We start from the raw sequence: 24,244 nt of genomic DNA on the forward strand, positions 1-24,244 counted from the left end.
GGGGTTCCTTGCGTTGGTCGAGAGGCCGGATGCACGACGGGGTATGGCGCGCGGCCGCCTCATATTGTCGCGCACTTCGGGGGCCCCGCAGTACGGGCCTGTTGCCCCGCGCTCAGAGGCGAGGGTCGAGCCCCCGCGCGCCGTCGTCCTCGGGGAGCAGCACGCCGTGTCGCTGCTGGGACTCGCGGACGTGCGAGGCGAGGCCCTCACGCAGCGCGGCAGTGGCCGCGACGAGCCGCTGGCGGCCGGTGAGGCCCGCGTCGACGGCCAGGTCGACCGGGTTGCCGAACTCGACGACCATGCGGCTGCGCAGCGGCGGCAGCGATCCCGTCGAGGCACCGCTGGCTCGGGTGCCCAGGAAAGCGACAGGCACGACCTGGGCGCCGCCCTGCTGCGCCAGCCACGCCGCCCCCTGGTGCACGGCGGCGACGTTGCCGCGGCCACGGGTGCCCTCGGGGAACATGCCCACCGCTCCCCCGGCGTGCAGGATCGCCACCGCGGCGGACAGCGCGGCCCGGTCACCGGAGCCTCGGGTCACGGGGATGTGCCCGATGAACCGCAGGAACCAGCCCAAGAGCCCCCGGAACAGCTCGCGCTTGACCAGCACGCAGGTGGGCCGCGGCGCGAGCGCCGGCAGCATCGGACCGTCAAGCACCCCCACGTGGTTGCCCACGAACAGGACCGGCCCCGAGGCTGGGACGCGCTCTCGGCCCACCACCGCGACGCGATAGAAGGCCCCGAACAGCACGCGCCCCACGACCATGTTGACCCGGACGCGCCAGAGCGCAGGCACGGGCACTGACCCGCTCACGCGAAGATCCCGTCGCTCACGCGGGCACCTTGTCGGGCGCCTGCGCCCGCACGACCCCAAGCAGTGCCTCCACGCTCTGCCCGAAGTCGAGCTCGGAGGTGTCGACCAGGTGCACCCCGGGCGCAGCCTCGGTGAACTGGGACACCGTCGAGTCGTCGGCGTCGCGCCGGACGATCTGGTCTCGGGTCGCCTCGACGGCGGCTGCGCCGGCCTCGCCGTGCAGCTCGGTGGAACGTCGCCTCAGCCGCGCCTCCACGCTGGCGGTCAACAGGACGCGCACGTCTGCGTCGGGAGCCACCACGGTGGTGATGTCGCGCCCCTCGGCCACCACTCCCCCGGTCTCGCTGGCGATCCGCCGCACCAGCTCACGTTGCAGGTCTTGCAGGATGGGCCGGACCAGGGTGTTGGTGGCCACCTTGGAGACCACCTCACTGACCTGGGTCGTGCGGATGTCGTCCTCGATCTCTCGACCGCCCACCCGCACGCTCGGATGCGACGGGTCGGTGCCCATCTCGAGCCGCAGGTCACGCGCCACCTCGGCGACCCGCTGACGGTCGGCCAGGTCGATCCCGTGCTCAAGGCACCACCACGTGACCGCCCGGTACATCGCACCCGTGTCGAGGAACCCGACGCCCAGCGCCTGGGCCACCGCCCGGGACACGCTGGACTTGCCGGAGCCGGAGGGCCCGTCGACGGCGATGACCAGGTGCTTGCTGCTCATGAGGACTGAGCCTATTGGCTGGGTCCGACGCCCGGCGAAACGTCCATGTCAGCGCGGCACTCAGCCGTGCAGCCGCCAGCCTCGTGCGGTCAGCTCGCCGGCGAGCCGCTCGGCCACCGCGGGCAGCACGGACACCTCGGCCAGCCCGAACGGCTGCCCCATCCCGTGCTCGAGGTGCAGGTCCTCCAGGTTGACCCCGGCGTCCCCCACGTCGTGCAGCAGCCGGGCCAGCTCGCCCGGCCGGTCGGGGACCAGCACGACGACCACGCTGTATGCCGTCGGCGCCGCCCCGTGCTTGCCCGGGATCCGTGCGTGGCCGGCGTTGCCGTGGGCCACGACCCGGGCCAGCACCTCGCGGGCGCCGACACCGTCACCGTCGGCCAAGGTGTCGAGGGCGCCCAGGATCTCGGCGAGCTCGGTCTGCACGTGCAGCAATACGTCGCGCACGGCCGCGGCGTTCCCGCCGAGGATCTGGGTCCATAGCTGCGGGTCGCTGGCCGCGATCCGGGTGACATCGCGGATGCCCTGCCCGGCGAGCGCAACGGCCGGGTCGGTGAGCTCGCGTAGGCGGCTGGCGACCAGCGAGGATGCCAGCTGCGGCACATGCGAGACCACAGCGACCGCCGCGTCGTGCTCCTCCGGGCTCATCGTCGAGACGGTGCCACCGGCAGCCTGGGCCAGCTCGTGGACGGCCTTCACGGCGGCCTGCGACGACGTCGCGTGCGGCACCACCACCCAGGCGCGCCCGTCGAACAGGTCACCTCGCGCGGCGACCGCCCCGGACCGTTCTCGACCGGCCATGGGGTGGGAGCCGGCATACCGGGTCAGGTCGGCGCCTCGGGAGCGGACGTCCTCGAGTACGGCCACCTTGACCGAGGCGACATCGGTGACGACGGCCGACGGCCATGCCGCCAGCTCGGCGGCGACGACGGTCCCGGCCACGTCGGGTGGCGCGGCGACGACCACGACCTCCGGCGCCTCGTCGTCCGACCCGGCCACGACACCGGCACCGAGGTCACGCGCGAGCGCCACCGCCGTCGGCGAAGGATCGCTCAGCGTCACCGCGTAGCCGGCCCGGGTCAGGGCGATGCCGAGACTCGTGCCGATCAGGCCGGTCCCGACGATGCGCACACGTGAGGTCACGACGCGAAGGCTACCGAGCAGGCCCGCGCTCGGGCACTCAGAGTCCGGCGGCCGAGTAGAGCTTGCCGACCTCGTCCTTGCTGAGCTTGCGCAGCTTGCCCGGCTTGGTGTCACCGAGATGGATCGGGCCGACCTGCGTGCGCACCAGAGAGAGCACCGGGTGGCCCACGGCATCGAGGAGGCGGCGCACGATGTGCTTTCGGCCCTCGTGCAGGATCACCTCGACGAGCGCCTTGCCCGGCTGGGAGTCGACGATGCGGAACGAGTCCACCGAGGCGGGTCCGTCGTCCAGCTCGATGCCCTCGCGCAGACGCTTGCCGATGTCGCGCGGGACCGGGCCCCGGATCTGGGCGAGGTAGGTCTTGGCGACGCCGTACTGCGGGTGCTGCAGGCGGTGCGCGAGGTCACCGTCGTTGGTCAGGATCAGCAGGCCCTCGGTGTCGGCGTCCAGGCGGCCCACGTGGAACAGCCGCTCGTGACGGTCACCGACGTAGTCGCCGATGTTGATCCGGCCCAGCTCGTCGTTCATCGTGGTGACGACGTTGAGCGGCTTGTTGAACGCGAAGTAGACGCGGCTCTCGTCGAGCTGGACGCGCACACCGTCGACATGGACCGTCTGGTCGGTGCGGATGCGCACGCCGAGCTCGGTGACGATGTGGCCGTCGACCTCCACCCGGCCGTCGGCGATGAGGTTCTCGCACACCCGCCGCGACCCGACGCCGGCCGCCGCCAGCAGCTTCTGGAGGCGGATGCCGTCGGGGTCGTGGACATCGACGGTCGGCTCGACCCGCTCCTTGGGCACGCGCGTGGGCTGGCTGCGCTTGGTCGTGCCCGAGCCGGCGCGCTGGGGTCGGCCCGTGCCCGAGCCGGAACCGCTTCTGCTGCGTGGGGGTGTCATGCGCGTCCTTGTTCTGCGATCTCGTCGAGCACGTCGACTTCGGGAAGGTAGGGGGCCAGTGCGGGAAGCTCGTCAAGGGTCCCGAGGCCGAGTCTCTGGAGGAAGTAGTCGGTGGTGCCGTAGAGAACGGCACCACTGTCGCCCTCGGCACCGAGCTCCTCGATGAGGCCGCGGTTGAGCAGCGTGCGCACGACACCGTCGACGTTGACGCCACGCACCGCGCTGACCCGAGAGCGCGAGATGGGCTGCCGGTAGGCGATCACCGCCAGCGTCTCCAGGGATGCCTGCGTCAGCTTGGCCTGCTGGCCGTCCAGCAGGAACTTCTCGACGACGGGGGCGTAGTCGGACCGGCTGTAGACCCTCCACCCGCCGGCCACCGAACGCAGGGTGAAGCCGCGCTGCTGGGCGGCATACTCGCGCTCGAGGTCCTCGAGGTGGGCCCGCACGTCGTCCACGGGCAGCTCAAGGGCCGAGGCGAGGGCGATCTCGGTGATCGGCTGGTCGACCACCATCAGGACCGCCTCGATGGCGCTACGGGCGCCCCCGGGGAAGTCGTTGACGTCTAAGGCGATCTGCTCCTGCTCGACCGTGTCCATCTCACTCATCCGCGTTGTCCTCCACTGCCTCGCCCTCGTTCTCGGTCTCGTCGAACTCGTCACTGACCTCGACCGCCCCGTCGTCGGTCCCGGTCCAGCGGACCGTCAGCTCGCCGAGCGCCTCGGCCTGCTCGAACGCGATCGCGGCCTCGCGGAACAGCTCGAGGAGGGCGAGGAAGCGCGCCACGATGACCAGTGTCGAGTCGGCGTCGGCGACCAGCGCGCGGAAGGAGCAGGTGCGTTCGCTGCGGAGCCGGGCCGCGATGACTCCCGCCTGCTCGCGGACGCTCACCTGCGGCGCGTGGAGGTGCTCCAGGCCCACCGTGGGGGCGACCTTGGGAGTCATCGCGCGCGCGGCGATCATGGCCAGCTGCTCGGGGGTGATGCCCATGACCAGCTCGGGGAGCAGCGCGGCGAACTGGGGCTCAAGCCCGGCCTGGCGCGGTGTCATGCGGCCCGCGGTCTCCATCCGCTCGGCGAAGGTGAAGGCGATGTCCTTGAAGGCGCGGTACTGCAGCAGCCGGGCGAAGAGCAGGTCCCGGGCCTCGATCAGCGCCAGGTCCTCCTCGTCCTGCGGGCCACTCTGCGGGAGCAGGCGAGAAGCCTTGAGGTCGAGGAGCGTCGCGGCGATCAACAGGAACTCCGAGGCCTGGGACAGGTCCCACTCGGTCTCGGCGGCGCGAGCGGCCTTGATGTGGGCGATGAACTCGTCGGTCACCTTGGCCAGGGCGATCTCGGTGATGTCGAGCTTGTGCTTGCTGATGAGCCCGAGCAGCAGGTCGAACGGCCCCGAGAACACGTCGAGGTGCACCTCGAACGGCGTCGACCCGCCACGCCGGGTGATGACGCCTCCCGGCGTGATCGCAGCTGGCTCGGCCCTCACGGCCTCGTCGGCCACCGAGGTCAGGCCGCACCGCCGCGGGCGATGAGCTCGCGGGCGAGCTGTCGGTATGCCGCGGCCGACGCGTGCGCCGGGGCGTAGGTCGTGATCGGCTCGGCCGCCAGGGTCGCGTCGGGGAACTTCACCGTGCGGCTGATGACGGTGTGGAAGACCCGCTCACCGAAGTGGTCGACGACGCTGCGCACGACCTCCTTGCTGTGCAGGGTGCGGGAGTCGAACATCGTGGCGAGGATGCCGTCGACCTGCAGGCGGGGGTTGAGCCGGTCGGTGATCTTGTCGATCGTCTCGACGAGCAGGGCCACACCGCGCATCGCGAAGAACTCACACTCCAGCGGGATGACCACACCGTGAGCCGCGGTCAGCGCGTTGACCGTGAGCAGCCCCAGCGAGGGTTGGCAGTCGACCAGGATGACGTCGTACTCGTCCATGACGGGGCGCAGGACTCGCGCCAGGATCTGCTCGCGGGCGACCTCGCCCACGAGCTGCACCTCGGCCGCGGACAGGTCGATGTTGGCGGGGATCACGTCGAGGTTCTCGGTGGCCGTGCTCTGGATGACGTCGCGGACGTCGTGCCCGCGCTCGACCAGCAGCGTGTAGACCGTCACGTCGAGCTCGTTCGCCCGCACGCCCAGCCCCACGGACAGCGCGCCCTGCGGGTCGAAGTCCACCAGCAGCACGCGTCGGCCCACCTCGGCCAGCGCAGCGCCCAGGTTGATCGTCGTCGTCGTCTTGCCGACGCCGCCCTTCTGGTTGCACATCGCGATGATCCGGGCCGGCCCGTGGCTCGCGAGCGCAGGGGGCTCGGGGAAGTTGGGCATGGGCCGCCCTGTGGGGCCGAGCTGGCCCACCTCGACGGCCTCGATGCCGGGCAGCCTCGCCGAGGACGCTGCACCGGAAGGCTGGAGGGCGGAGGTCTCGTGCGACGGCTGGATCTGCGTCGTGGTCACCTCAGGGTCCACAGGCGTTTCACTCCCGGTGAGATTGCGTTCGTCGGTCAGCCTCGCGCTGATCGGCACGACCCTATCAGCGGGTTTCTCAGCGGGCCCTGGGATGGCTCTGTGCATAGACCTCGCGGAGCCGCTGCACCGTGACGAGCGTATAGATCTGGGTCGTGGTCACCGACGCGTGGCCCAGCAGCTCCTGGACGACCCGGACGTCGGCGCCCCCGTCGAGCAGGTGCGTGGCGAAGGAGTGCCGCAGGGTGTGCGGGGACAGGTGTCCGTCGAGGTTGGCCCGTTCGGCGGCCGTGCGCATGACCGCCCAGGCCGACTGACGTGACAGCCGGCTCCCCCGCTGGTTGAGGAACACCGCGGCAGTGCCCTTGCCCTTCGCGGCAAGCACCGGCCTCCCCCGCACGAGGTACGCGTCAAGGGCCTGCGCGGCATACGAGCCCAGCGGCACGAGGCGCTCCTTGCTGCCCTTGCCGAACAGCCGCACGACCCCCTCCTGGGCGTCGATGTCGTCGATGTCCAGGCCGACGGCCTCCGAGATGCGCGCGCCCACGCCGTAGAGCACCTCCAGCAGGGCCCGGTCGCGCAGCGACGCCGGGGTGTCTCCCACGCCGGCTGCGGCGAGAAGCCGCTCCACCTCCTCGATGCCGATGGCCTTGGGCAGCCTGGCGGGCGCCCGCGGAGGGCTCACGGCGGCCGCCGGATCCGTCGGAGCGTCCCCTTCGAGCGCGAGGAACCGGTGGAAGCCGCGCACGGCCACGAGCGTGCGGGCTGCCGACGACGCGGCCAGCGGGGGGTGGTCGGGGCTGCCCTCGCGCAGGGTGGCCAGGAAGTCGCTCACGTGCGCCTCGGTCACCTCAGCCGGCTCGTCGACCCCCCGCCCCTCGAGGTATGCCGCGTAGCGAGCGAGGTCGCGCCGGTAGGAGCTGAGGGTGTTGGTGCTGACCCCGCGCTCGACCTCGAGGTGGTTCAGCCAGCCGCGGACCGCGCGCTCGACCGCGCTGGAGGGAGGCACGAATGGGAGTCTAGGCGGCATGAAGCTGTATGCGGACCTGCCGGCCCGGCGCACGATGCAGATCCTGGCCGACGTGGCCATGCTCACCTGGGTCTGCGTCTGGGCGTGGGCGGGGCGGCTGGTCCACGACCAGACCATGGACCTGGCCGCACCCGGTCGACGGCTGCAGAGCGCCGGCTCGGGGTTCCGCCAGCAGCTGGACAGTGCCGGCAACGCCGTTCACGACGTCCCCCTCGTGGGCGACTCGATCTCAGCGCCCTTCCACCGGGCCGCCGCGGCCGGGACCACGATCCAGCAGGCCGGCACCGACCTCGTGGGCGCGGTGACCCGGCTGGCGCTCCTGCTGGGCTGGGTCACCGCCCTGGTGCCGATCCTTGTCGTCGGGGGGGTGTGGCTGCTGCTCCGTGGCCGCTTCGTGCGTCGGGCCACGGCGGCCCAGCGGTTCGTCGACTCCGCGGCCGACCTCGACCTCTTCGCACTGCGCGCCATGTCCAACCAGCCGCTGCAGGTGCTGGCGAGGGTGTCCGACGACCCGACCGGCGCCTGGCGACGCGGTGACGAGCCGACGATCAGGTCCCTGGCACTGCTCGAGCTGAGGGACTGCGGTCTGCGTCCCCCGGGTGGCGGCCGTTCAGCGCAGTGACCGCCCGGAGCCGCTGAGCGAGGTCGGTGGTCAGCGCCCCCGGCTCGAGCTGCCACCGCCACCCGCCCTCGGTGCCCGGGGCGTTCATACGGCCCTCCGAGCCCAGCGACAGGACGTCCTGGGCCTGGGTCATGGCCAGCCCGCACGGCGCGGCGAAAGCCAGCTCGATCAAAGCCCAGGACGGCTCCTGGTCGATGTCGACGGCGATGCCGCGCGAGGCGCACTCTGCCCGCGCCCGCTCGCGGCGGTGCTCGGGCAGGTCGGCCCACCACCCGCACACGGTGTCGTTGTCGTGGGTGCCCGTGTAGACGACCTGGTTGACCTCGTGGTGGTCGGGGTCGTGGGTGTTGACCTCGTAGCCCGGGTCGAAGGCGAACTGGAGCACTGCCATCCCCGGGAAGCCCAGGGCCCGGCGTAGCTCGTTCACCGGCTCGTCGATGTCTCCGAGGTCCTCGGCCAGGACGGGTAACGGCCCGAGCTCTGCTGCGGCCGCGTCGAACACGGACCGGCCGGGGCCCGGCTCCCAGCGCCCCTCCAGGGCCGTCTCAGCCTCCGCCGGGACGGCCCAGAACGCGGAGAACCCTCGGAAGTGGTCGACGCGCACGAGGTCGAACAGGTCGAAGGTCCGCCGTAGCCGCTCGGTCCACCAGCGGTACCCGTCAGCCGCGAGCGCGTCCCAGCGATAGAGGGGGTTGCCCCAGAGCTGGCCCTCGGCGGCATACGCGTCCGGTGGGACACCGGCGACCGCGTCGCTGCGGAAGAACTCGGGCCACGCCCGCTCGTCGGCGCCGTCGGGCGCGACGTAGATGGGGACGTCGCCCATCAGCCTGATGCCACGCGCCCGGCCGTAGTCCCGCAGAGCGGTCCACTCGCGCTCGAACCGCACCTGGTCCGCGAGGTCACCGCCGAACGCCGTCCACGAGCCGGCCCAGTAGGCCTGGCGTTCGGCAAAGTCCTCGAGCTCATCCGGGCTGACCTCTGCGTCGGGGTGCTCCAGGAGACCGGGCGACGCAGCGAAGGCCGAGGGCGACTTGTAGGGCGAACCATGCCGGTCGGGGATGGTCACCGGCAGCACCTGCCACACAGACTGCCCGGCCTCGGCGAGCCAGTCCACGAACTCGCGGGCCGGAGCGCCCAGACGACCCCCGGGCAGCGAGGTCACGTGCAGCTGGACGCCGCTGGCCCGACGCGCCGTGACCGGTGAGCCGGTGGCCTGGGTGCTCATGGTGCGAAACCCTACGCGGCGGCGCGGTCGGGCGCGCGAGAGCTCAGGCCCTCAAGCGCGCACGATCTGAGGAGCAAGGTCCTCAGCGGGAGGAGACCACGTCGACCCGTCGGCGTCCACCTGGTCGCCGGAGCGGATGTCCTTGACCTGGTCACCGGAACCCCCGCCGCCCGGGAACCAGACGTACGGGATCCCCCGCCGCTCGGCATACCGGATCTGCTTGCCGAACTTGGCCGCCGCAGGAGCCACCTCGCACGGTATGCCGCGGCCACGCAGCGCCGTGGCGACGCGCGTGGAGCTCCGGCGGCTGGCCTCGTCGTTGACCGCCACCAGGACGCAGGCAGGGGTCGAGCGGCTGGCCTTCAGGAGCCCCTTGCCGAGCAGCAGTCCCAGTAGGCGCGACACCCCGATGGAGATCCCGACGCCCGGATAGGTCGTCCTGCCGTCGCTGGCCAGCGAGTCGTAGCGGCCCCCGGAGCAGAAGGAGCCCCACGACTCGTAGCCCACGAGCTGGGTCTCGTAGACGGTGCCGGTGTAGTAGTCCAGGCCGCGGGCGATCTTGAGGTCGGCGACCATCGCCCCCGGCGCGTTGTCGAGGCCGGCCTGGATGACGGCGCCGAGCGCCTCCAGCCCCTCGTCGAGGATGGGGTGCTCGACGCCGAGGGCGCGGACGCGCTCGACGAACGACAGGTCCTCGGAGCGGATCTCGGCCAGGGCGAGGCACCGGGCGGCCTGCTCCTCGGTGCAACCCGCGTCGACCAGGGCGTCCGCCACCTTGGCGGGGCCGATCTTGTCGAGCTTGTCGACGATGCGCAGGGTGCCGGTGACGTCCTCGATGCCCAGCCCGAGATAGAAGCCCTCGGGGATCTTGCGGTTGTTGACCTGGATGACCATCGGACCGATCGGCAGCCGGCGGAACACCTCGGCCACCACCAGCGGCATCTCCGCCTCGAAGTGCGGGGCCAGCGCACCGACATCGACCACGTCGATGTCGGCCTGGGTGAACTCGCGGTAGCGGCCCTCCTGGGGGCGCTCGCCACGCCAGACCTTCTGGATCTGGTGCCGACGGAAGGGGAAGGGCAGGTGGCCGGCGTTCTCGAGCACATAGCGGGCGAACGGCACCGTCAGGTCGAAGTGCAGCCCCAGCTCGGCATCCGCGGCGCTGTCCTCGGCCGCGAGCCGCGACACCGCGTAGATCTCCTTGTCGGCATCGCCGCCCTTGCCCAGCAGCCGCTCCACGGGCTCCACGGCGCGCGTCTCGATCGAGGGGAACCCGTGCAGCTCGAAGGTCTCGCGGATCACGTCGAGGAAGTGCTGCTCCACGATGCGCTCGGCCGGGAGGTACTCGGGAAAGCCGCTGATCGGCGAGATCTTCACGCGCCCAATCCTTGCAAATAGGGGTTCGTGGCCCGCTCCCGGTCCATCGTCGTGGCGGGACCGTGCCCGGGCAGCACCAGGGTCGTGTCGGGTAGCGGTAGCACGACATCGCGCAGTGACCGCTGCATCGCTGCGTGGTCGCCACCGGGCAGGTCGGTCCGCCCGATAGACCCGGCGAAGAGCACATCGCCGCTCAGGACGGTGCTGGACACCTCGACCCCGGTGACGCCATCGGGCACCTGCGGGAGGCCGAACATCACCGACCCCTCGGTGTGTCCGGGAGCATGCATCACCGAGACCTGCAGTCCGGCCAGCTCCAGCGCGTCGCGCCCGGCCAGCTCGACCACCCGCTCGGGCGCGCGCCAGGTCGCTTTGCGCCCGAACTGCTGCTCCAGCATCGCGAGCATCCCGGGGTTGACGATCGCCAGGGGGTCCTCGAGCCGGTAGCGGTCCTCCGCGTGGATATAGGCCGCGGTGCCGCCGCCGCACACCGGCGCCACGGCATACACATGGTCGAGGTGGCCGTGGGTGAGCAGCACCGCCGCCGGCCGGAGCCGGTGCTCGCGGAGGACCGCCGCCACGGTGTCCTCGACCCCGATCCCCGGGTCCACGACCAGGCACTCCTCGCCCGCGGCAGGGGCGATGACGTAGCAGTTGGTGTCGAAGGCAGCAGCCGGAAAGGCGATGGTGAGCACGGCCCGAAGCCTAGCCATGACGACTCCTGCCTAGACTGGCGCGCGTGACGAGGGAACAGGAGCGGGCCAAGGCCCGCCGCCGCCATCAGAAGCTCGAGGCCCGCGCGGCCGAACGGGCGCGGATCGCCGCGCGGAACCGCCAGGTGGGCATCGTGGTCGCCGCAGTGCTGGTGGTCGTGCTCGGGCTGGTCTTCCTCACGTCTGCCCTCAACAGCCACAGCACACCGGCCGTCGCCGCCAGCAGCGCACCGGCCTCTGGTGCCAAGCCCTCGCCGAGCGCCAGCACGGGCCCCACGACGCTCGAGGGCTGCGCCACGCCACCGCCGCGCCCCACCACCATCAAGACCAGCAAGCTGCCCGACAAGAGGACCGCGGCCGGCAAGCACTTCACCGCGGTGGTCACGACGAACTGCGGGCGCATCACCCTGGCGCTCGACGGCGCCAAGGCTCCCCAGACCGTCGCCTCGTTCCTCGCGCTCGCGAGGTCCGGCTACTTCGCGGCAAGCCCGTGTCACCGGCTCACCACTGCAGGGATCTTCGTGCTGCAGTGCGGTGACCCACTGGGCGGCCGGGGCACCGGCCCGGGTTACTCCTACGGCATCGAGAACGCCCCCAAGGACGGGAAGTACCCCACGGGCACCCTGGCCATGGCGCGCACGAGCGATCCCCACAGCAACGGCGACCAGTTCTTCATCGTCTACAAGGACTCGACCCTCCCGACTGACGGTGGCGGCTACTCCATCTTCGGCACGGTGACCGGCGGAATGGATATTGTCGACAGGATCGCCGCAGCAGGCGCGAGCGGTGGCACCGGTGACGGAGCCCCGAACGCACCCATCAGCATCCTTTCGGTTGCTGTGACCGAGAAGAAGGCCTGACCCGTGACTGAGCAGAACTCCGCACCCAAGCCAACGCCGATCCCCAGGCCCACCCCCGCGGCGGTTCGCAAGGTCGCCCATCCCCAGCCCACGGCCGCCCCGACGCCGCCGCCAGGACCTCCCGCCGAGACCTTCGGCCGTGTGGCCGAGGACGGCACGGTGTTCGTGCGCACGCCCGACGGCGAACGAGAGGTCGGCGCCTACCCCGGCGCCACGCCCGAGGAGGCCCTGCACTACTTCGCGCGCAAGTACGACGAGCTCTATGCCTCCGCCGACCTGCTGCACCAGCGGGTCACGACGACGGACCTGTCGAGCAAGGACGCGACCGAGGCGCTGGCCAAGCTGCGCCAGCACTGCGCCGAGGCGCACGTCGTCGGCGACCTGGCGGCACTGGACGCCAAGCTGGCCGAGATCGACTCGGCCACGTCGGCACGCAAGCAGACCGAGACCGCCGAGCGCCACGCGGCCCGCGCCGCCGCGACCGCCGAGCGCGAGCGGATCGTCTCCGAAGCCGAGGCGATCGCCGCCCAGCCGGAGAGCAAGGTCCAGTGGAAGACCAGCGGAGCGCGTATGCGGGCGCTGCTCGACGAGTGGAAGCAGCATCAGCGGGGCGGAGTCCGGCTCGAGCGCGACGTCGAGGCCTCGCTGTGGCAGCGGTTCTCCTCGGCCCGCAACAGCTTCGACAAGGCCCGCCGCGTGCACTTCGCCCAGCTCGAGGGCAGCCAGGCCGAGGCCAAGGCCGCCAAGCAGGCGCTCGTGACCGAGGCCGAGGCGCTGGCCACGAGCACCGACTGGGGCCCCAGCGCCGGGGCCTTCAAGCGGCTCATGGACCGCTGGCGCCAGGCCGGCCGGGCCTCCCGCGCCGACGACGATGCCCTGTGGGAGCGTTTCAAGGCGGCCCAGGACTCCTTCTTTGCCGCCAAGGACGCCGTGTCGGCCCAGGAGGACGAGGAGTTCCGCGCCAACCTGGCCGTCAAGGAGGAGCTGCTGGCCCAAGCCCAGGCGATCCTGCCCGTCACCGATCTCGAGGCCGCCAAGGCCGCCCTGCGGACCATCCAGGACAAGTGGGATGCCGCTGGCAAGGTGCCGCGCGGCGACGTCGAGCGGGTCGAGAAGGCCATGCGCCGCATCGAGCAGGCCGTTCGCGACGCCGACGACCAGCGCTGGCACCAGACCAACCCCGAAGTGGCCGCCCGCGCCCAGAGCATGGTCGACCAGCTCGAGGCCTCGGTGGCCGCGCTGCGCGTCGACGTCGACAAGGCGAGGGCCGGCGGCAACGAGCGCCGGCTCAAGGACGCCGAGGCCAAGCTGGCGGCCCAGGAGCAGTGGCTGGCCCAGGCTCGGGGCAACCTCGACGAGTTCGGCGGCTGAGCCCCAGCGCAGGCGCGGCTAGGCCTTCGCGGCGGTCGCCTTGGTGCCGGTGATGCGGTAGACGTCGAACACGCCGTCGATCTTGCGCACGGCCTTGATCACGTGGTCCAGGTGGCTGGGGTCACCCATCTCGAAGGTGAACTTGCTGACCGCCACTCGGTCGCGTGAGGTCTGCACCGACGCGGACAGGATGTTGACGTGCTGGTCGGACAGCACCCGGGTCACGTCCGAGAGCAGCCGGTTGCGGTCGAGCGCCTCGACCTGCAGCTGGACGAGGAAGACGCTGGCCGCTGAGGGCGCCCACTCGACCTCGATCAGCCGGTCGGGCTGGGACAGCAGCGACTCGGCGTTGGTGCAGTCGGTTCGGTGCACGGATACCCCGTTGCCGCGGGTGATGAAGCCCATGATCGGGTCGCCAGGCACCGGGGTGCAGCACCGCGCGAGCTTGACCCAGACGTCCGCGGTGCCCACGACGACCACGCCGGGGTCGCCCGAGCGGCGGCGCATGGTGCGGCCACTCGGGATGGTCGCCTCGGCCAGGTCCTCCGAGGCGCCCTCCTCGCCACCGAGCGAGGCCACCAGCCGTCCGACCACGTGCTGGGCCGACACGTGGCCCTCCCCCACCGCGGCATAGAGGGCGTCGATGTCCTGGTAGCGCAGCTCGGAGGCCAGCCCCGTCAGGGTCTCCACCGACATGAGGCGCTGGAGGGGCAGGCCCTCCTTGCGCATCGCCTTGGCGATCGCCTCCTTGCCGGACTCGATCATCTCGTCGCGGCGCTCCTTGGAGAACCACTGCTTGATCTTGTTGCGGGCGCGCGGCGACTTGACGAAGGTCAGCCAGTCACGCGACGGGCCCGCTCCGTCGGCCTTGGACGTGAGCACCTCGACGACGTCGCCGTTCTCCAGCACCGACTCCAGTGGCACGAGGCGGCCGTTGACCCGCCCACCGATGCAGTGGTGACCGACCTCGGTGTGCACGGCATACGCGAAGTCCACGGGAGTCGAGCCCGCGGGGAGGGCCACCACCTCCCCCTTGGGGGTGAAGACGTAGACCTCGCGGGCGTTGATCTCGAACCGAAGGGCGTCGAGGAACTCACCCGGGTCGGATGTCTCCTTCTGCCAGTCCAGCAGCTGTCGCAGCCAGGCCATGTCGTTGATCGGGCCGGTCTCGCCCTCGCCCGCGGACGCCGGAGCCGCGGTGGCGTCCTCCTTGTACTTCCAGTGGGCCGCGACGCCGTACTCGGCCCGGCGGTGCATGGTGTGGGTGCGGATCTGGATCTCGACCGGCTTGCCCTCGGGCCCGATGACCGTGGTGTGCAGCGACTGGTACATGTTGAACTTGGGCATCGCGATGTAGTCCTTGAACCGCCCGGGCAAGGGGTTCCAGCGGGCGTGCAGCGCACCCAGGGCCGCGTAGCAGTCGCGTACCGAGTCGACCAGTACCCGCACCGCGACGAGGTCGTAGATGTCCTCGAAGTCGCGACCGCGCACGATCATCTTCTGGTAGACGGAGTAGTAGTGCTTGGGGCGTCCGGTGACCGTGGCCTTGATCTTGGCGGCCCGCAGGTCGTCGCTGACCTGCTCGCGGACCCCGGACAGGAACTCCTCACGGGCTGGGGCACGCTCGGCGACGAGTCGCACGATCTCGTCGTAGACCTTGGGGTACAGCGTCGCGAACGACAGGTCCTCGAGCTCCCACTTGATGGTGTTCATGCCGAGCCGGTGGGCCAGCGGCGCATAGATCTCGAGCGTCTCGCGGGCCTTGCGCTGGGCCGACTCGACCGAGACGTAGCGCCAGGTGCGCGCGTTGTGCAGCCGGTCGGCCAGCTTGATGACCAGCACGCGGATGTCGCGGGCCATGGCCACGACCATCTTGCGGACGGTCTCGGCCTGGGCGGCGTCGCCGTAGGTCACCTTGTCGAGCTTCGTGACGCCGTCGACGAGCATCGCGACCTCGTGGCCGAAGTCCTTCTCCAACCGCGCCAGGCTGTATGACGTGTCCTCGACCGTGTCGTGCAGGAGCGCCGCCGCCAGAGTGGCGGGGGTCATGCCCAGCTCGGCCAGGATCGTGGTCACGGCCAGAGGGTGGGTGATGTAGGCGTCGCCGGACTTGCGGACCTGGCCCCGGTGGGCCTCCTCGGCCACCACGTAGGCCCGCTCGATGACGGTCAGGTCGGCCTTGGGGTGGGTCGCCCGGACGCTCTGGAGCAACGGCTCGAGGACCGGGTTGGCCAGTCCCGCGCGACCGCCGAAGCGGGCGAGCCGAGCGCGGACACGGCTGGAGGAGGACGCGCCGCTGACCGGCCCGGTGATGACGAAGTCCTCACTCATGAACGAAGCCTACGTGACCACCACGGTGGCGTGGACGTCATACCGGGCCAGACGCTCACGCCCCGCCAGGAAGGCCAGCTCGACGAGGGTCTCGAAGGCCACGACCTCGGCTCCGGCCTGCTCGAGCAGCCGGCAGGCGGCCTCCGCGGTGCCGCCGGTGGCCAGGACATCGTCGACGAGGAGCACCCGGGCGCCGGCCACGAAGGCGTCCTCGTGGATCTCGATCGTGGCGGTGCCGTACTCAAGCTCGTAGGTCAGCCCGTGGGTGGCGCCGGGCAGCTTGCCGGCCTTGCGGACGGGGACGAAGCCGAGGCCCAGCTCGTGCGCCAGCGCGGCCCCGAAGATGAAGCCACGGGCCTCGATGCCGACCACGACATCGACGGTCCCGCGCCGGCGGTCTGCCATGTCGCGGACGACGGCCGAGAAGACCTCTGCGTCGGCCAGCACCGGGGTGACGTCCTTGAACACGATCCCCGGGCTCGGGAAGTCCTTGACATCGCGCAGCCGGGCGTCGACGAGCTCGGCGAGAGAGGCAGTCATCGCAGGCTCGCTCAGCGCCGCGACTTCGGCGGACGGCGAGGCTGGTTGCGGGGACCGGTCTGCGCGTACTTGTGGGTCTCGCGGACACCACCGGCCGCTCGCGGAGCCACCCCTACCTCGTCACGCCCCACCGGCGCGGGCAGCGCGTCGTCGACCTGCGCGTCCTCGTCCGCCTCGCCGTGCGGCACCGGAGCCGCGTCGGAGGAGGACACGACCCCACCGTGGCGAGCCTGGTACCGCTGGGCCTTCTTGGCGAGGTCGACGACGGGCAGCTCCTTGGAGCGCAGGTGCACCAGAAGGGGTGTCGCGATGAAGATCGAGGAGTAGGCGCCGACGGCGATGCCGACGAACAGGGCCAGCGCCAGGTCGAGCAGCGTGCCGGGGCCGAGGAACAGGAAGCCGATCGCGAGGATGGAGCCGATCGGCAGCAGCGCGACGATCGTGGTGTTGATCGAGCGCACGAGCGTCTGGTTCACAGCGAGGTTGGCGGCCTGGGCGTAGCTCATCCGGCCGTTGCCCAGCGCCTCGGTGGTGTTCTCGCGGACCTTGTCGAACACCACGACGGTGTCATAGAGCGAGTAGCCCAGGATCGTCAGGAAGCCGATCATCGTCGCCGGCGAGACCTCGAACCCGGCCAGCGCATAGACGCCGACAGTGATGAACAGGTCGTGCAGCAGGGCCACCAAGCCCGCAACGGCCATCTTCCAGGTGCGGAAGTAGATAGCCATGACCAGCGACACCAGCGCGAGGAAGACAGCCAGCGCCTTCAGAGCCTGCTGGCTGACCGACGCACCCCATGAAGGACCCACGAAGGACGCCGAGATGTTCCGGGCGTCCGTCTTGAACGCCGAGGCCAGCGCGGTGCGGACCTGCTCGGACTGTGCGTCGTCGAGCTTCTCGGTCTGCACGCGCACGGTGCCGCTGCCGACCCGCGTCACCTCGGCAGCGCCGGCGGAGCTGACGGTGTTGACCGCGGCCTTGGCCCGTGCCTCGTAGTCGGAGGAGGTGCTGACGCCCGAGACCCGGAACTCTGACCCGCCCCTGAACTCCAGGCTGAGGTTGAGCCCGTGCAGGGTCAGGCCGAGGGCAGCGAGCAGGATGAAGAGCCCGGAGAGGGCATACCAGCGACGGTGCCGCCCGACGAAGTCGATCGACCGCTTGCCGGTGTAGAGGTCGTTGCCGAATGCCGCGAAGTTGATCACAGCACGCTCCCCTCGTTCGCGACGGGCGTAGGTCGGCCGACGGCGATCCGGCCGCGGCCGGCATACCGGACGGCCTTGGCGCCGAGCCGCTCACGGTCGAGCCCCGACCAGCGATGGCCACCACCGAAGAACTTCGTCGTGGCCAGCAGGCCCACCAGCGGGTGGGTGAACATGACGACGACGAGGAGGTCGATGAGCGTGGTCAGCCCGAGCGTGAACGCGAAGCCGCGCACGTTCGAGGACGCCAGCAGGTAGAGGATCATCGCCGCCAGGAAGTTGACGCCGTCCGCGGCCAGGATGGTGCGTCGCGCGCGACGCCACCCCGTGTCGACCGCGGCGCGCAGCGGCCGGCCCTCACGCACCTCGTCGCGGATGCGTTCGAAGTAGACGATGAACGAGTCTGCCGTGACACCGATCGCGACGATCAGACCCGTCACGCCCGCCATATCGAGCCGGAAGTTGTGGGACCACCCGAGCAACGCGATCGACACGTAGGTCAGGGAGGCGGCGATCACGATGGACAGGACGGTCACCAGGCCGAGGGCGCGGTACTGGGCCAGGGAGTAGAGGAACACCAGGAGGAAGCCGATGAGGCCGGCGATCAGGCCCATCCGGAGCTGCTCGCTACCCAGCGTGGGGCTGATCTGGTCACGGGTCTGCAGCGAGAACGACATAGGCAGCGCACCGAACTTGAGCTGGTTGGCGAGGTCACGGGCGCTGGCGATCGTGAAGTTGCCGGTGATGCTGGCCTGCCCCGTGAGAATGGCGGCCTGCGCGACAGGCGCGGTCAGAACCCTGGAGTCGAGCGTGACGGCGAACCGGTTACGGGGGTCCGGAAGGCTGACCAGACGGGTCGTCACCTTCCCGAAGGCGTCGGTGCCGCTGCTGTTGAAGGACAGCCGGATCTCGACCTGGGTCGACGGCTGGCCGTTGGACAGCGGCACGTAGCCGGCCTGTGCGTCGCTGATCTGGTCACCACGGACCTCGACCGGCCCGAGGACGTACTTCTCGGTGCCGGTGTCGTTGCACGTGACCAGCGGCTTGGCCGGGTCGTCGACGAGCTTGTCGAGGGCGCTGGCGTCCTTGACGCAGTCGAGCGCCTGGAACTGTGCCGCAATGGCGGGCGTGACCCAGGCCGGGTCGCTGGCGTTCGCGGGCTTGGCCGTGCCCTGGGTGGCACTCGGGCTCGAAGTCGCGGTGGCCTTGGCCCCGGGGGTCGCCGTGGAGGTCGTCTTGGGGGTCGTCGTGGAGGTCGCCGTCGGACCGGGCGCCGTCGTCGCACGGACGAACGCGCCGGGCAGGGCGGACCCGGCCTTCGTGGTGGTCGCCGGCGTGGCCTTGGCGGTGGGCGTGGAGGTCCCCGTGCCGGTGGGCGGGGGCGCGAGCGGGCCCGTGGACGTGCCGGTGGGTGTGGCCGTGGGCGTCGGCGCGGTGGTGCCGGGAGCAGCCTCGATGACCGGGCGGAAGCGCATCTGGGAGGACTTGCGGATCGCGTCCTCGGTGGCGCGGTCGGGGATGCCCGGCATGCTGACCACGATGTCCTGGCCGTTGCGGGTGGTGACCTCTGCGCCCGCGATGCCGTTGGCGTCGACGCGCTGGACGATGATGTCGCGCGCCTGGTTCAGCTGGTCCTGCGAGACGCTGCTGTTGCCGACGAGCACGGGCTGCAGCACGATCTGCGTGCCGCCCTCGAGGTCGAGCCCCAGCTTGGGCTTCCACTGGGCGGTCCCCCAGGTGGTGGCCGCGAACAGCAGGCCGTAGAGGCCCAGGATGATGGCGGCGAGTGCGGCCAGGACGCGCAGCGGTGTGCGGTGGTGCGGGTTGATTGCCACAGGTGGTGACCTCTACTCGGTGCTCTCGGGCGCGCTGGGCGCGTCGGCCGCGGGGGCGGTGGGGCTCACCTTGGAGCCGATCGCGCGCCGGTCGAAGCGGACGGTGACCCCTGGAGCGATCTCGAGGGTGACGACGGAGTCGTCAAGACTGGTGACGCTGCCGAACAGGCCGGAGGTGGTGCAGACCTCGTCGCCGACGGCAAGACCCCCTTGCAGGGACCGCACGTCGCGCTGGCGACGCCGCTGGCTGAGCACCATGAAGCCGATCAGCAGCACCGGCAACAGGAAGAACAGCAGGCCGGCTGAGGAGCCGCCACTTGACATGAAAGAGTCCTTCACGGGCGAGTTGGATGGGTGGCCACCAGTCTGGGCGACCGCCCGAGTGTAGGTGACACACGGCATACCGACCAACGCGCCCCGTCGGCGTGGCGTTCCGTCTCAGGCGCCGAAGCGCCCCAGGTCGCCCTCGATCGGCAGCGGAGCCTGGCCCTCGACGCCGTGCGGCGGGGCGAGGCCGAGGTGAGCCCAGGCGAGATGGGTGGCCATGCGGCCACGAGGGGTACGAGCGACCAGCCCCTCGCGCACCAGGAAGGGCTCGGCCACCGTCTCGACGGTGTCAGCCTCCTCGCCGACCGCCACCGCGAGGGTGGACAGGCCGACCGGGCCGCCGGCGAAGCGGCGACACAGGGCGTCGAGGACTGCGCGGTCGAGGCGGTCCAGGCCGCGGTCGTCGACATCGAACAGGGCCAGCGCCGCGTGGGCGGCCTCCTCGTCGACGATGTCCTGGCCGTGCACCTGCGCCCAGTCGCGCACCCGGCGCAGGAGCCGGTTGGCGATCCGGGGCGTGCCCCTGGACCGGCCCGCGATCTCGCCGATGCCGGCGCTGTCGGCACGCACCCCCAGCAGCCGGGCGGACCGCTCCAGGATGGTGACGAGGTCCTCGGTGGCGTAGAAGTCGAGATGGCCGGTGAACCCGAACCGGTCGCGCAGCGGCGCCGGCAGCAGACCGGCGCGGGTGGTCGCTCCGACGACCGTGAACGGCGGCAGCTCGAGCGGGATGGCGGTCGCCCCCGGTCCCTTGCCGACGATCACGTCGACGCGGAAGTCCTCCATGGCGAGGTAGAGCATCTCCTCGGCCGAGCGCGACATCCGGTGGATCTCGTCGAGGAACAGCACCTCGCCCTCCATCAGCGAGGACAGCACGGCCGCCAGGTCGCCGGCGTGCTGGATCGCGGGCCCGCTGGTGATGCGGATGGGGCGCTCCAGCTCTGCCGCCACGATCATCGCCAGGGTGGTCTTGCCGAGCCCTGGTGGCCCGGAGAAGAGCACGTGGTCGGGCGGCGTGCCGCGACGTTTGGCCGCCTCGATGACCAGCGAGAGCTGGTCCCGCACGCGGTGCTGCCCCGACAGCTCGCTGAGCCGTCGTGGCCGCAGAGCCGCCTCGACCGTGCGGTCGTCGGCCTCGCTGCCTGCGTCGACGATGCGAGCGGTCGCGTCGAGGGACTGGTCCTCGTAGATCTCGGAGGAGAACCCGTCAGCCATGGAGGACAGCCTGCCTCACCGGGGACCGAGCTCGCGCAGCGCCGCGCGAAGCAGGTCGGACACGCTGGCGTCGGGGTCGGCGTGCTCGGCCACGCGTGCCACGGCGTCCTCGGACTGCTTGGCAGACCAGCCCAGGCCCACGAGCGCCTCGGCCACCTGGTCACGCCAGGCGACCGTCGGGGAGGCCGTGGTGGCGGCAGCGACGCCGCCGGCGCCGGGCAGCGCGCCGATCTTGTCGCGGAGCTCGAGGACCATGCGCTCCGCGCCCTTCTTGCCGATGCCGGGCACCGTGGTCAGCGCCGCGATGTCGGACCCGCTGATCGCCGCCCGCAGCCGGTCGGGCACCAGGACCGACAACATGGCCAGGGCGAGTCTCGGGCCCACACCCGAGACGGTCTGGACCTGCTCGAAGATGTCGCGCTCGTCGTCGGAGGCGAAGCCGTAGAGGGTCAGCGAGTCCTCACGGACGACCAGCGTCGTCGAGAGCGCGGCCTCCTGACCGTGCCGCACGGACGCCGCCGTGGCTGCGGTCGTGTGGACCAGCATGCCCACTCCCCCGACCTCGACGACGACGCGGTCCAGGCCTATCGAGCGGACCGTCCCCCGCACCGAGGCGATCACCGGGCCACCGCAGCGCGCAGCCGGGCCCGCTCGCTGGCGGCGGCCAGGGCCAGCCGGTTCGAGCCGGAACCCTGCCAGAGGTCACAGATGGCCAGGGCGAGCGCGTCCGCGGCGTCGGCGGGTCGGGGCGCCGCCGTCATCCGCAGGATCCGGGTGACCATCGCGGTCACCTGGGCCTTGTCGGCCCGCCCGGAGCCGGTCACCGCTGCCTTGACCGACGTGGGCGTATGCAGCGTGACCGGCAGGCCGCGTCGGGCCGCGGCCAGCAGGGGGACGGCAGAGGCCTGCATGGTCGTCATCACGCTCGCGACGTTGACGTCGGCGAACACCTGCTCGACCGCCACCGCGTCGGGCTCGAACCGGTCGAGCCAGATATCGAGCTCGTCCTGCAGGTACAGCAGCCGCTGAGCCGTCGGGTGCTCGCGCGGCGTGCGCACGACACCGACGGCCACCAGTGAGACGGAGCGGCCACGGCCGCCCTCCACCACGCCGACGCCGCACCGGGTCAGCCCCGGGTCAACCCCGAGAACGCGCACGCCGAGCCTCCTTCGATCCGAACAGGTGTTCGGGTCAGACGCTACACAGTGAGCGGAGCCCGAGACGGCACCAACACGCGCTCACTCCTCGGCGTCGAGCTCCGCGAGCACCTCGTCGCTGATGTCGCCGTTGGCGAAGACGTCCTGGACGTCGTCGGAGTCCTCGAGCGCCTCGATGACGCGGATCATCTTGCGGGCGCCGTCGGTGTCGAGCGGGACCTGGAGGTTGGGCACCCACGACGCCTCGGCGGAGTCGTAGTCGATGCCGGCGTCCTGGATGGCCTTGCGGACGGCGACGAAGTCGGTCGCCTCGGAGATGATCTCGAAGGACTCGCCCAGGTCGTTCACCTCGTCGGCACCGGCCTCGAGCACGATCTCGAGGATGTCGTCCTCGGTCTTGTCGCCCTTGGGCACCACGACCACGCCCTTGCGGTCGAAGACGTACGACACCGAGCCCGGGTCGGCGAGCTGGCCGCCGTTGCGGGTCAGGGCGGTGCGCACCTCGGCGGCCGCGCGGTTGCGGTTGTCCGTCAGGCACTCGATGAGGATGGCGACCCCGCCGGGGGCATACCCCTCGTACGTGATCGTCTCCCAGTCCGAGCCGCCTGCCGTGGCCCCGGACCCGCGCTTGACCGCGTTGTCGATGTTGTTGTTGGGGACCGAGGACTTCTTGGCCTTCTGGATGGCGTCGTAGAGCGTGGGGTTGCCGGTGGGGTCACCACCGCCCTGACGGGCCGCGACCTCGATGTTCTTGATCAGCTTGGCGAACAGCTTGCCGCGCTTGGCATCGATCGCTGCCTTCTTGTGCTTGGTGGTCGCCCATTTGGAATGGCCGCTCATTGATGTGTCCTCACGATCTCGACGAACTCAGCGTGGACCCGATGGTCACCGCTCACCTCCGGGTGGAACGAGGTGGCCAGCAGCGCCCCCTGCCGAACGGCGACGATCCTACCGGCGGCCGGCCCCTCCTCCACTCGAGCCAGGACCTCGACGCCATCCCCGGTCTCCTCGACCCAGGGGGCGCGGATGAAGACGGCTCGCACGGTGGAGGCCAGCCCGGTGAAGTGGATGTCCTCCTCGAACGAGTCCACCTGACGTCCGAACGCGTTGCGGCGCACGGTCATGTCGATCCCGCCCAGCGTCTGCTGGTCCGGCCGGGCGTCGGCGATGCGGTCGGCGAGCATGATCATCCCGGCACACGAGCCGTAGGCCGGCATACCGTCGGCGATGCGCTTGCGCAGCGGCTCGTAGAGCTCGAAAGCGCGCACGAGCTTGTCCATGGTGGTGGACTCGCCGCCGGGGATCACCAGCGCATCGACGGCCTCGAGCTCGGAGGGCCGGCGGACGGTGACCGCCCGGGCGCCCGCCTCGCCCAGGGCAGCCAGGTGCTCACGGACATCGCCCTGGACAGCCAGGACGCCGATGGTCGGACGCGCAGGCGACGTCGTCGCCCCGCTCACCAGCCGCGCTCGGCCAGGCGGTGGGGCTCGGGGATCTCGTCGACGTTGATGCCCACCATGGCCTCGCCCAGACCGCGGGAGACCTTGGCGATGACGTCGGGGTCGTCGAAGAAGGTCGTCGCCTTGACGATGGCCTCGGCGCGCTGGGCGGGGTTGCCGGACTTGAAGATGCCGGACCCGACGAAGACGCCCTCGGCGCCGAGCTGCATCATCATCGCGGCGTCGGCGGGCGTAGCGATGCCGCCCGCGGTGAACAGCACGACGGGCAGCTTGCCGGCCTCGGCGACCTCCTTGACGAGCTCGTAGGGGGCCTGGAGCTCCTTGGCGGCCACGTAGAGCTCGTCCTCGGGGAGGTTCTGGAGGCGGCGGATCTGCTGGCGGATCTGGCGCATGTGGGTCGTCGCGTTGGAGACGTCACCGGTGCCGGCCTCGCCCTTGGACCGGATCATGGCCGCGCCCTCGGTGATGCGGCGCAGTGCCTCACCGAGGTTGGTCGCACCACAGACGAAGGGCACCGTGAAGGCCCACTTGTCGATGTGGTTGGCGTAGTCGGCCGGGGTGAGCACCTCGGACTCGTCGATGTAGTCCACGCCCAGCGACTGCAGCACCTGGGCCTCAACGAAGTGACCGATGCGCGCCTTGGCCATGACCGGGATGGACACAGCCTCGATGATCCCGTCGATCATGTCGGGGTCGGACATGCGGGAGACCCCGCCCTGGGCGCGGATGTCCGCGGGGACCCGCTCGAGCGCCATGACGGCGACGGCGCCGGCGTCCTCGGCGATCTTGGCCTGCTCGGCGTTGACGACATCCATGATGACGCCGCCCTTGAGCATCTCGGCCATGCCCCGCTTGACGAGACGGGTGCCGCGCTCGGTGGGGGCGGTGCCGGTGGTGGGCCCGGCGGTGGGCTCGGTGGCTGAGGCAGTTGCGTCGGCGGACATGGGGGGACTACT

At 71.1% G+C, this 24,244-nt stretch carries 25 protein-coding genes; 3 read left to right on the forward strand and 22 right to left on the reverse strand.

All coding sequences use genetic code 11. The annotated features are described in order from the left end of the window. Positions 1-112: 112 nt before the first annotated feature. The 8 genes from VGN50_RS11405 to xerD all read right to left on the reverse strand — a co-directional run bounded on the left by VGN50_RS11405 (position 113) and on the right by xerD (position 7,056). On the reverse strand, positions 113-811 hold the full coding sequence (locus tag VGN50_RS11405; RefSeq protein ID WP_327444902.1) for a lysophospholipid acyltransferase family protein: 699 nt from the start codon (positions 809-811) through the stop codon (positions 113-115). A 16-nt stretch (positions 812-827) separates the two neighbouring features. Next, entirely contained in the window at positions 828-1,532 is a 705-nt protein-coding gene (gene cmk, locus VGN50_RS11410; protein ID WP_327444903.1) for a (d)CMP kinase, read from the reverse strand. Between the two features lie 60 nt (positions 1,533-1,592). Next, a complete protein-coding gene (locus tag VGN50_RS11415) occupies positions 1,593-2,675 on the reverse strand; it encodes a prephenate dehydrogenase (protein ID WP_327444904.1) in 1,083 nt (360 codons plus the stop codon). 37 nt (positions 2,676-2,712) lie between these two features. Continuing rightward, positions 2,713-3,573 carry a pseudouridine synthase gene (locus tag VGN50_RS11420; RefSeq protein ID WP_327444905.1) on the reverse strand — a complete coding sequence of 287 codons (861 nt, stop codon included), beginning with the start codon at positions 3,571-3,573 and terminating at the stop codon, positions 2,713-2,715. After that, positions 3,570-4,178 (reverse strand): SMC-Scp complex subunit ScpB, encoded by a 609-nt coding sequence (scpB, locus tag VGN50_RS11425; protein WP_327444906.1) that lies wholly within the window; start codon positions 4,176-4,178, stop codon positions 3,570-3,572. Before scpB ends, VGN50_RS11420 begins: the two co-directional genes overlap by 4 nt. After that, positions 4,171-5,067: a ScpA family protein gene (locus VGN50_RS11430; RefSeq protein WP_327444907.1), complete on the reverse strand. Its 897-nt coding sequence runs from the start codon at positions 5,065-5,067 to the stop codon at positions 4,171-4,173. Before VGN50_RS11430 ends, scpB begins: the two co-directional genes overlap by 8 nt. A 5-nt stretch (positions 5,068-5,072) precedes the next feature. Continuing rightward, complete coding sequence (locus tag VGN50_RS11435; protein WP_327444945.1) at positions 5,073-5,888, reverse strand: AAA family ATPase; 816 nt, start codon at positions 5,886-5,888, stop codon at positions 5,073-5,075. A gap of 217 nt (positions 5,889-6,105) precedes the next feature. After that, entirely contained in the window at positions 6,106-7,056 is a 951-nt protein-coding gene (gene xerD, locus VGN50_RS11440) for a site-specific tyrosine recombinase XerD (protein ID WP_327444908.1), read from the reverse strand. Here xerD and VGN50_RS11445 point away from each other — a divergent pair. Then, on the forward strand, positions 7,055-7,678 hold the full coding sequence (locus VGN50_RS11445; RefSeq protein WP_327444909.1) for a hypothetical protein: 624 nt from the start codon (positions 7,055-7,057) through the stop codon (positions 7,676-7,678). The genes xerD and VGN50_RS11445 overlap by 2 nt on opposite strands. Here VGN50_RS11445 and VGN50_RS11450 read toward each other — a convergent pair. The 3 genes from VGN50_RS11450 to VGN50_RS11460 are packed head-to-tail and all read right to left on the reverse strand — an operon-like array spanning position 7,605 to position 10,975. Next, entirely contained in the window at positions 7,605-8,903 is a 1,299-nt protein-coding gene (locus tag VGN50_RS11450; protein ID WP_327444910.1) for a 4-alpha-glucanotransferase, read from the reverse strand. The two genes, VGN50_RS11445 and VGN50_RS11450, sit on opposite strands and share 74 nt — an antisense overlap. 51 nt (positions 8,904-8,954) lie before the next feature. Then, entirely contained in the window at positions 8,955-10,289 is a 1,335-nt protein-coding gene (hisS, locus tag VGN50_RS11455; RefSeq protein ID WP_327444946.1) for a histidine--tRNA ligase, read from the reverse strand. Continuing rightward, positions 10,277-10,975, reverse strand: a complete 699-nt coding sequence (locus VGN50_RS11460; RefSeq protein ID WP_327444947.1) for an MBL fold metallo-hydrolase — start codon at positions 10,973-10,975, stop codon at positions 10,277-10,279. The genes hisS and VGN50_RS11460 overlap by 13 nt, the downstream gene beginning before the upstream one ends. A 44-nt stretch (positions 10,976-11,019) precedes the next feature. On the opposite strand from VGN50_RS11460, the gene VGN50_RS11465 reads away from it, so the two are divergent. Next, a complete protein-coding gene (locus VGN50_RS11465; protein WP_327444911.1) occupies positions 11,020-11,853 on the forward strand; it encodes a peptidylprolyl isomerase in 834 nt (277 codons plus the stop codon). A 3-nt stretch (positions 11,854-11,856) separates the two neighbouring features. Further along, entirely contained in the window at positions 11,857-13,224 is a 1,368-nt protein-coding gene (locus VGN50_RS11470) for a DUF349 domain-containing protein (protein WP_327444912.1), read from the forward strand. A gap of 18 nt (positions 13,225-13,242) precedes the next feature. Here the strand turns inward: VGN50_RS11470 and VGN50_RS11475 are convergent, their stop codons facing one another. From VGN50_RS11475 to pdxS, 11 genes are all read right to left on the reverse strand, one after another. Continuing rightward, positions 13,243-15,555: a bifunctional (p)ppGpp synthetase/guanosine-3',5'-bis(diphosphate) 3'-pyrophosphohydrolase gene (locus VGN50_RS11475; protein ID WP_327444914.1), complete on the reverse strand. Its 2,313-nt coding sequence runs from the start codon at positions 15,553-15,555 to the stop codon at positions 13,243-13,245. A 9-nt stretch (positions 15,556-15,564) separates the two neighbouring features. After that, positions 15,565-16,095, reverse strand: a complete 531-nt coding sequence (locus VGN50_RS11480) for an adenine phosphoribosyltransferase (protein ID WP_327444915.1) — start codon at positions 16,093-16,095, stop codon at positions 15,565-15,567. Between the two features lie 11 nt (positions 16,096-16,106). Then, positions 16,107-17,297 carry a protein translocase subunit SecF gene (gene secF / locus VGN50_RS11485; RefSeq protein WP_327444916.1) on the reverse strand — a complete coding sequence of 397 codons (1,191 nt, stop codon included), beginning with the start codon at positions 17,295-17,297 and terminating at the stop codon, positions 16,107-16,109. Next, entirely contained in the window at positions 17,294-19,129 is a 1,836-nt protein-coding gene (secD, locus tag VGN50_RS11490; RefSeq protein ID WP_327444917.1) for a protein translocase subunit SecD, read from the reverse strand. The genes secF and secD overlap by 4 nt, the downstream gene beginning before the upstream one ends. A gap of 12 nt (positions 19,130-19,141) precedes the next feature. Beyond that, on the reverse strand, positions 19,142-19,453 hold the full coding sequence (gene yajC, locus VGN50_RS11495; protein ID WP_327444918.1) for a preprotein translocase subunit YajC: 312 nt from the start codon (positions 19,451-19,453) through the stop codon (positions 19,142-19,144). A 114-nt stretch (positions 19,454-19,567) separates the two neighbouring features. Then, positions 19,568-20,671 (reverse strand): Holliday junction branch migration DNA helicase RuvB, encoded by a 1,104-nt coding sequence (ruvB, locus tag VGN50_RS11500; protein WP_327444919.1) that lies wholly within the window; start codon positions 20,669-20,671, stop codon positions 19,568-19,570. A gap of 15 nt (positions 20,672-20,686) precedes the next feature. Continuing rightward, positions 20,687-21,292 (reverse strand): Holliday junction branch migration protein RuvA, encoded by a 606-nt coding sequence (gene ruvA, locus VGN50_RS11505; protein WP_327444920.1) that lies wholly within the window; start codon positions 21,290-21,292, stop codon positions 20,687-20,689. Next, complete coding sequence (gene ruvC / locus VGN50_RS11510) at positions 21,289-21,828, reverse strand: crossover junction endodeoxyribonuclease RuvC (protein ID WP_327444921.1); 540 nt, start codon at positions 21,826-21,828, stop codon at positions 21,289-21,291. The genes ruvA and ruvC overlap by 4 nt, the downstream gene beginning before the upstream one ends. A gap of 81 nt (positions 21,829-21,909) precedes the next feature. Continuing rightward, positions 21,910-22,668, reverse strand: coding sequence for a YebC/PmpR family DNA-binding transcriptional regulator (locus tag VGN50_RS11515; RefSeq protein ID WP_327444922.1), 759 nt, complete (start codon positions 22,666-22,668; stop codon positions 21,910-21,912). After that, positions 22,665-23,288 carry a pyridoxal 5'-phosphate synthase glutaminase subunit PdxT gene (gene pdxT / locus VGN50_RS11520; protein WP_327444923.1) on the reverse strand — a complete coding sequence of 208 codons (624 nt, stop codon included), beginning with the start codon at positions 23,286-23,288 and terminating at the stop codon, positions 22,665-22,667. Before pdxT ends, VGN50_RS11515 begins: the two co-directional genes overlap by 4 nt. Then, positions 23,285-24,232, reverse strand: coding sequence for a pyridoxal 5'-phosphate synthase lyase subunit PdxS (gene pdxS / locus VGN50_RS11525; protein ID WP_327444924.1), 948 nt, complete (start codon positions 24,230-24,232; stop codon positions 23,285-23,287). Before pdxS ends, pdxT begins: the two co-directional genes overlap by 4 nt. Positions 24,233-24,244 lie beyond the last annotated feature (12 nt).

This window comes from Pedococcus sp., from assembly GCF_036000045.1.
In the GTDB taxonomy this organism is placed as follows: Bacteria; Actinomycetota; Actinomycetes; order Actinomycetales; family Dermatophilaceae; genus Pedococcus.

Excerpts from the sequence above, each read along its gene's own strand:
- cmk (WP_327444903.1), bottom strand. The coding sequence starts at position 1,532 with ATGAGCAGCAAGCACCTGGTCATCGCCGTCGACGGGCCCTCCGGCTCC.
- VGN50_RS11420 (WP_327444905.1), bottom strand. The coding sequence starts at position 3,573 with ATGACACCCCCACGCAGCAGAAGCGGTTCCGGCTCGGGCACGGGCCGA.
- scpB (WP_327444906.1), bottom strand. The coding sequence starts at position 4,178 with ATGAGTGAGATGGACACGGTCGAGCAGGAGCAGATCGCCTTAGACGTC.
- VGN50_RS11435 (WP_327444945.1), bottom strand. The coding sequence starts at position 5,888 with ATGCCCAACTTCCCCGAGCCCCCTGCGCTCGCGAGCCACGGGCCGGCC.
- VGN50_RS11445 (WP_327444909.1), top strand. The coding sequence starts at position 7,055 with ATGAAGCTGTATGCGGACCTGCCGGCCCGGCGCACGATGCAGATCCTG.
- xerD (WP_327444908.1), bottom strand. The coding sequence starts at position 7,056 with ATGCCGCCTAGACTCCCATTCGTGCCTCCCTCCAGCGCGGTCGAGCGC.
- VGN50_RS11450 (WP_327444910.1), bottom strand. The coding sequence starts at position 8,903 with ATGAGCACCCAGGCCACCGGCTCACCGGTCACGGCGCGTCGGGCCAGC.
- VGN50_RS11475 (WP_327444914.1), bottom strand. The coding sequence starts at position 15,555 with ATGAGTGAGGACTTCGTCATCACCGGGCCGGTCAGCGGCGCGTCCTCC.
- VGN50_RS11480 (WP_327444915.1), bottom strand. The coding sequence starts at position 16,095 with ATGACTGCCTCTCTCGCCGAGCTCGTCGACGCCCGGCTGCGCGATGTC.
- yajC (WP_327444918.1), bottom strand. The coding sequence starts at position 19,453 with ATGTCAAGTGGCGGCTCCTCAGCCGGCCTGCTGTTCTTCCTGTTGCCG.
- ruvB (WP_327444919.1), bottom strand. The coding sequence starts at position 20,671 with ATGGCTGACGGGTTCTCCTCCGAGATCTACGAGGACCAGTCCCTCGAC.
- VGN50_RS11515 (WP_327444922.1), bottom strand. The coding sequence starts at position 22,668 with ATGAGCGGCCATTCCAAATGGGCGACCACCAAGCACAAGAAGGCAGCG.
- pdxS (WP_327444924.1), bottom strand. The coding sequence starts at position 24,232 with ATGTCCGCCGACGCAACTGCCTCAGCCACCGAGCCCACCGCCGGGCCC.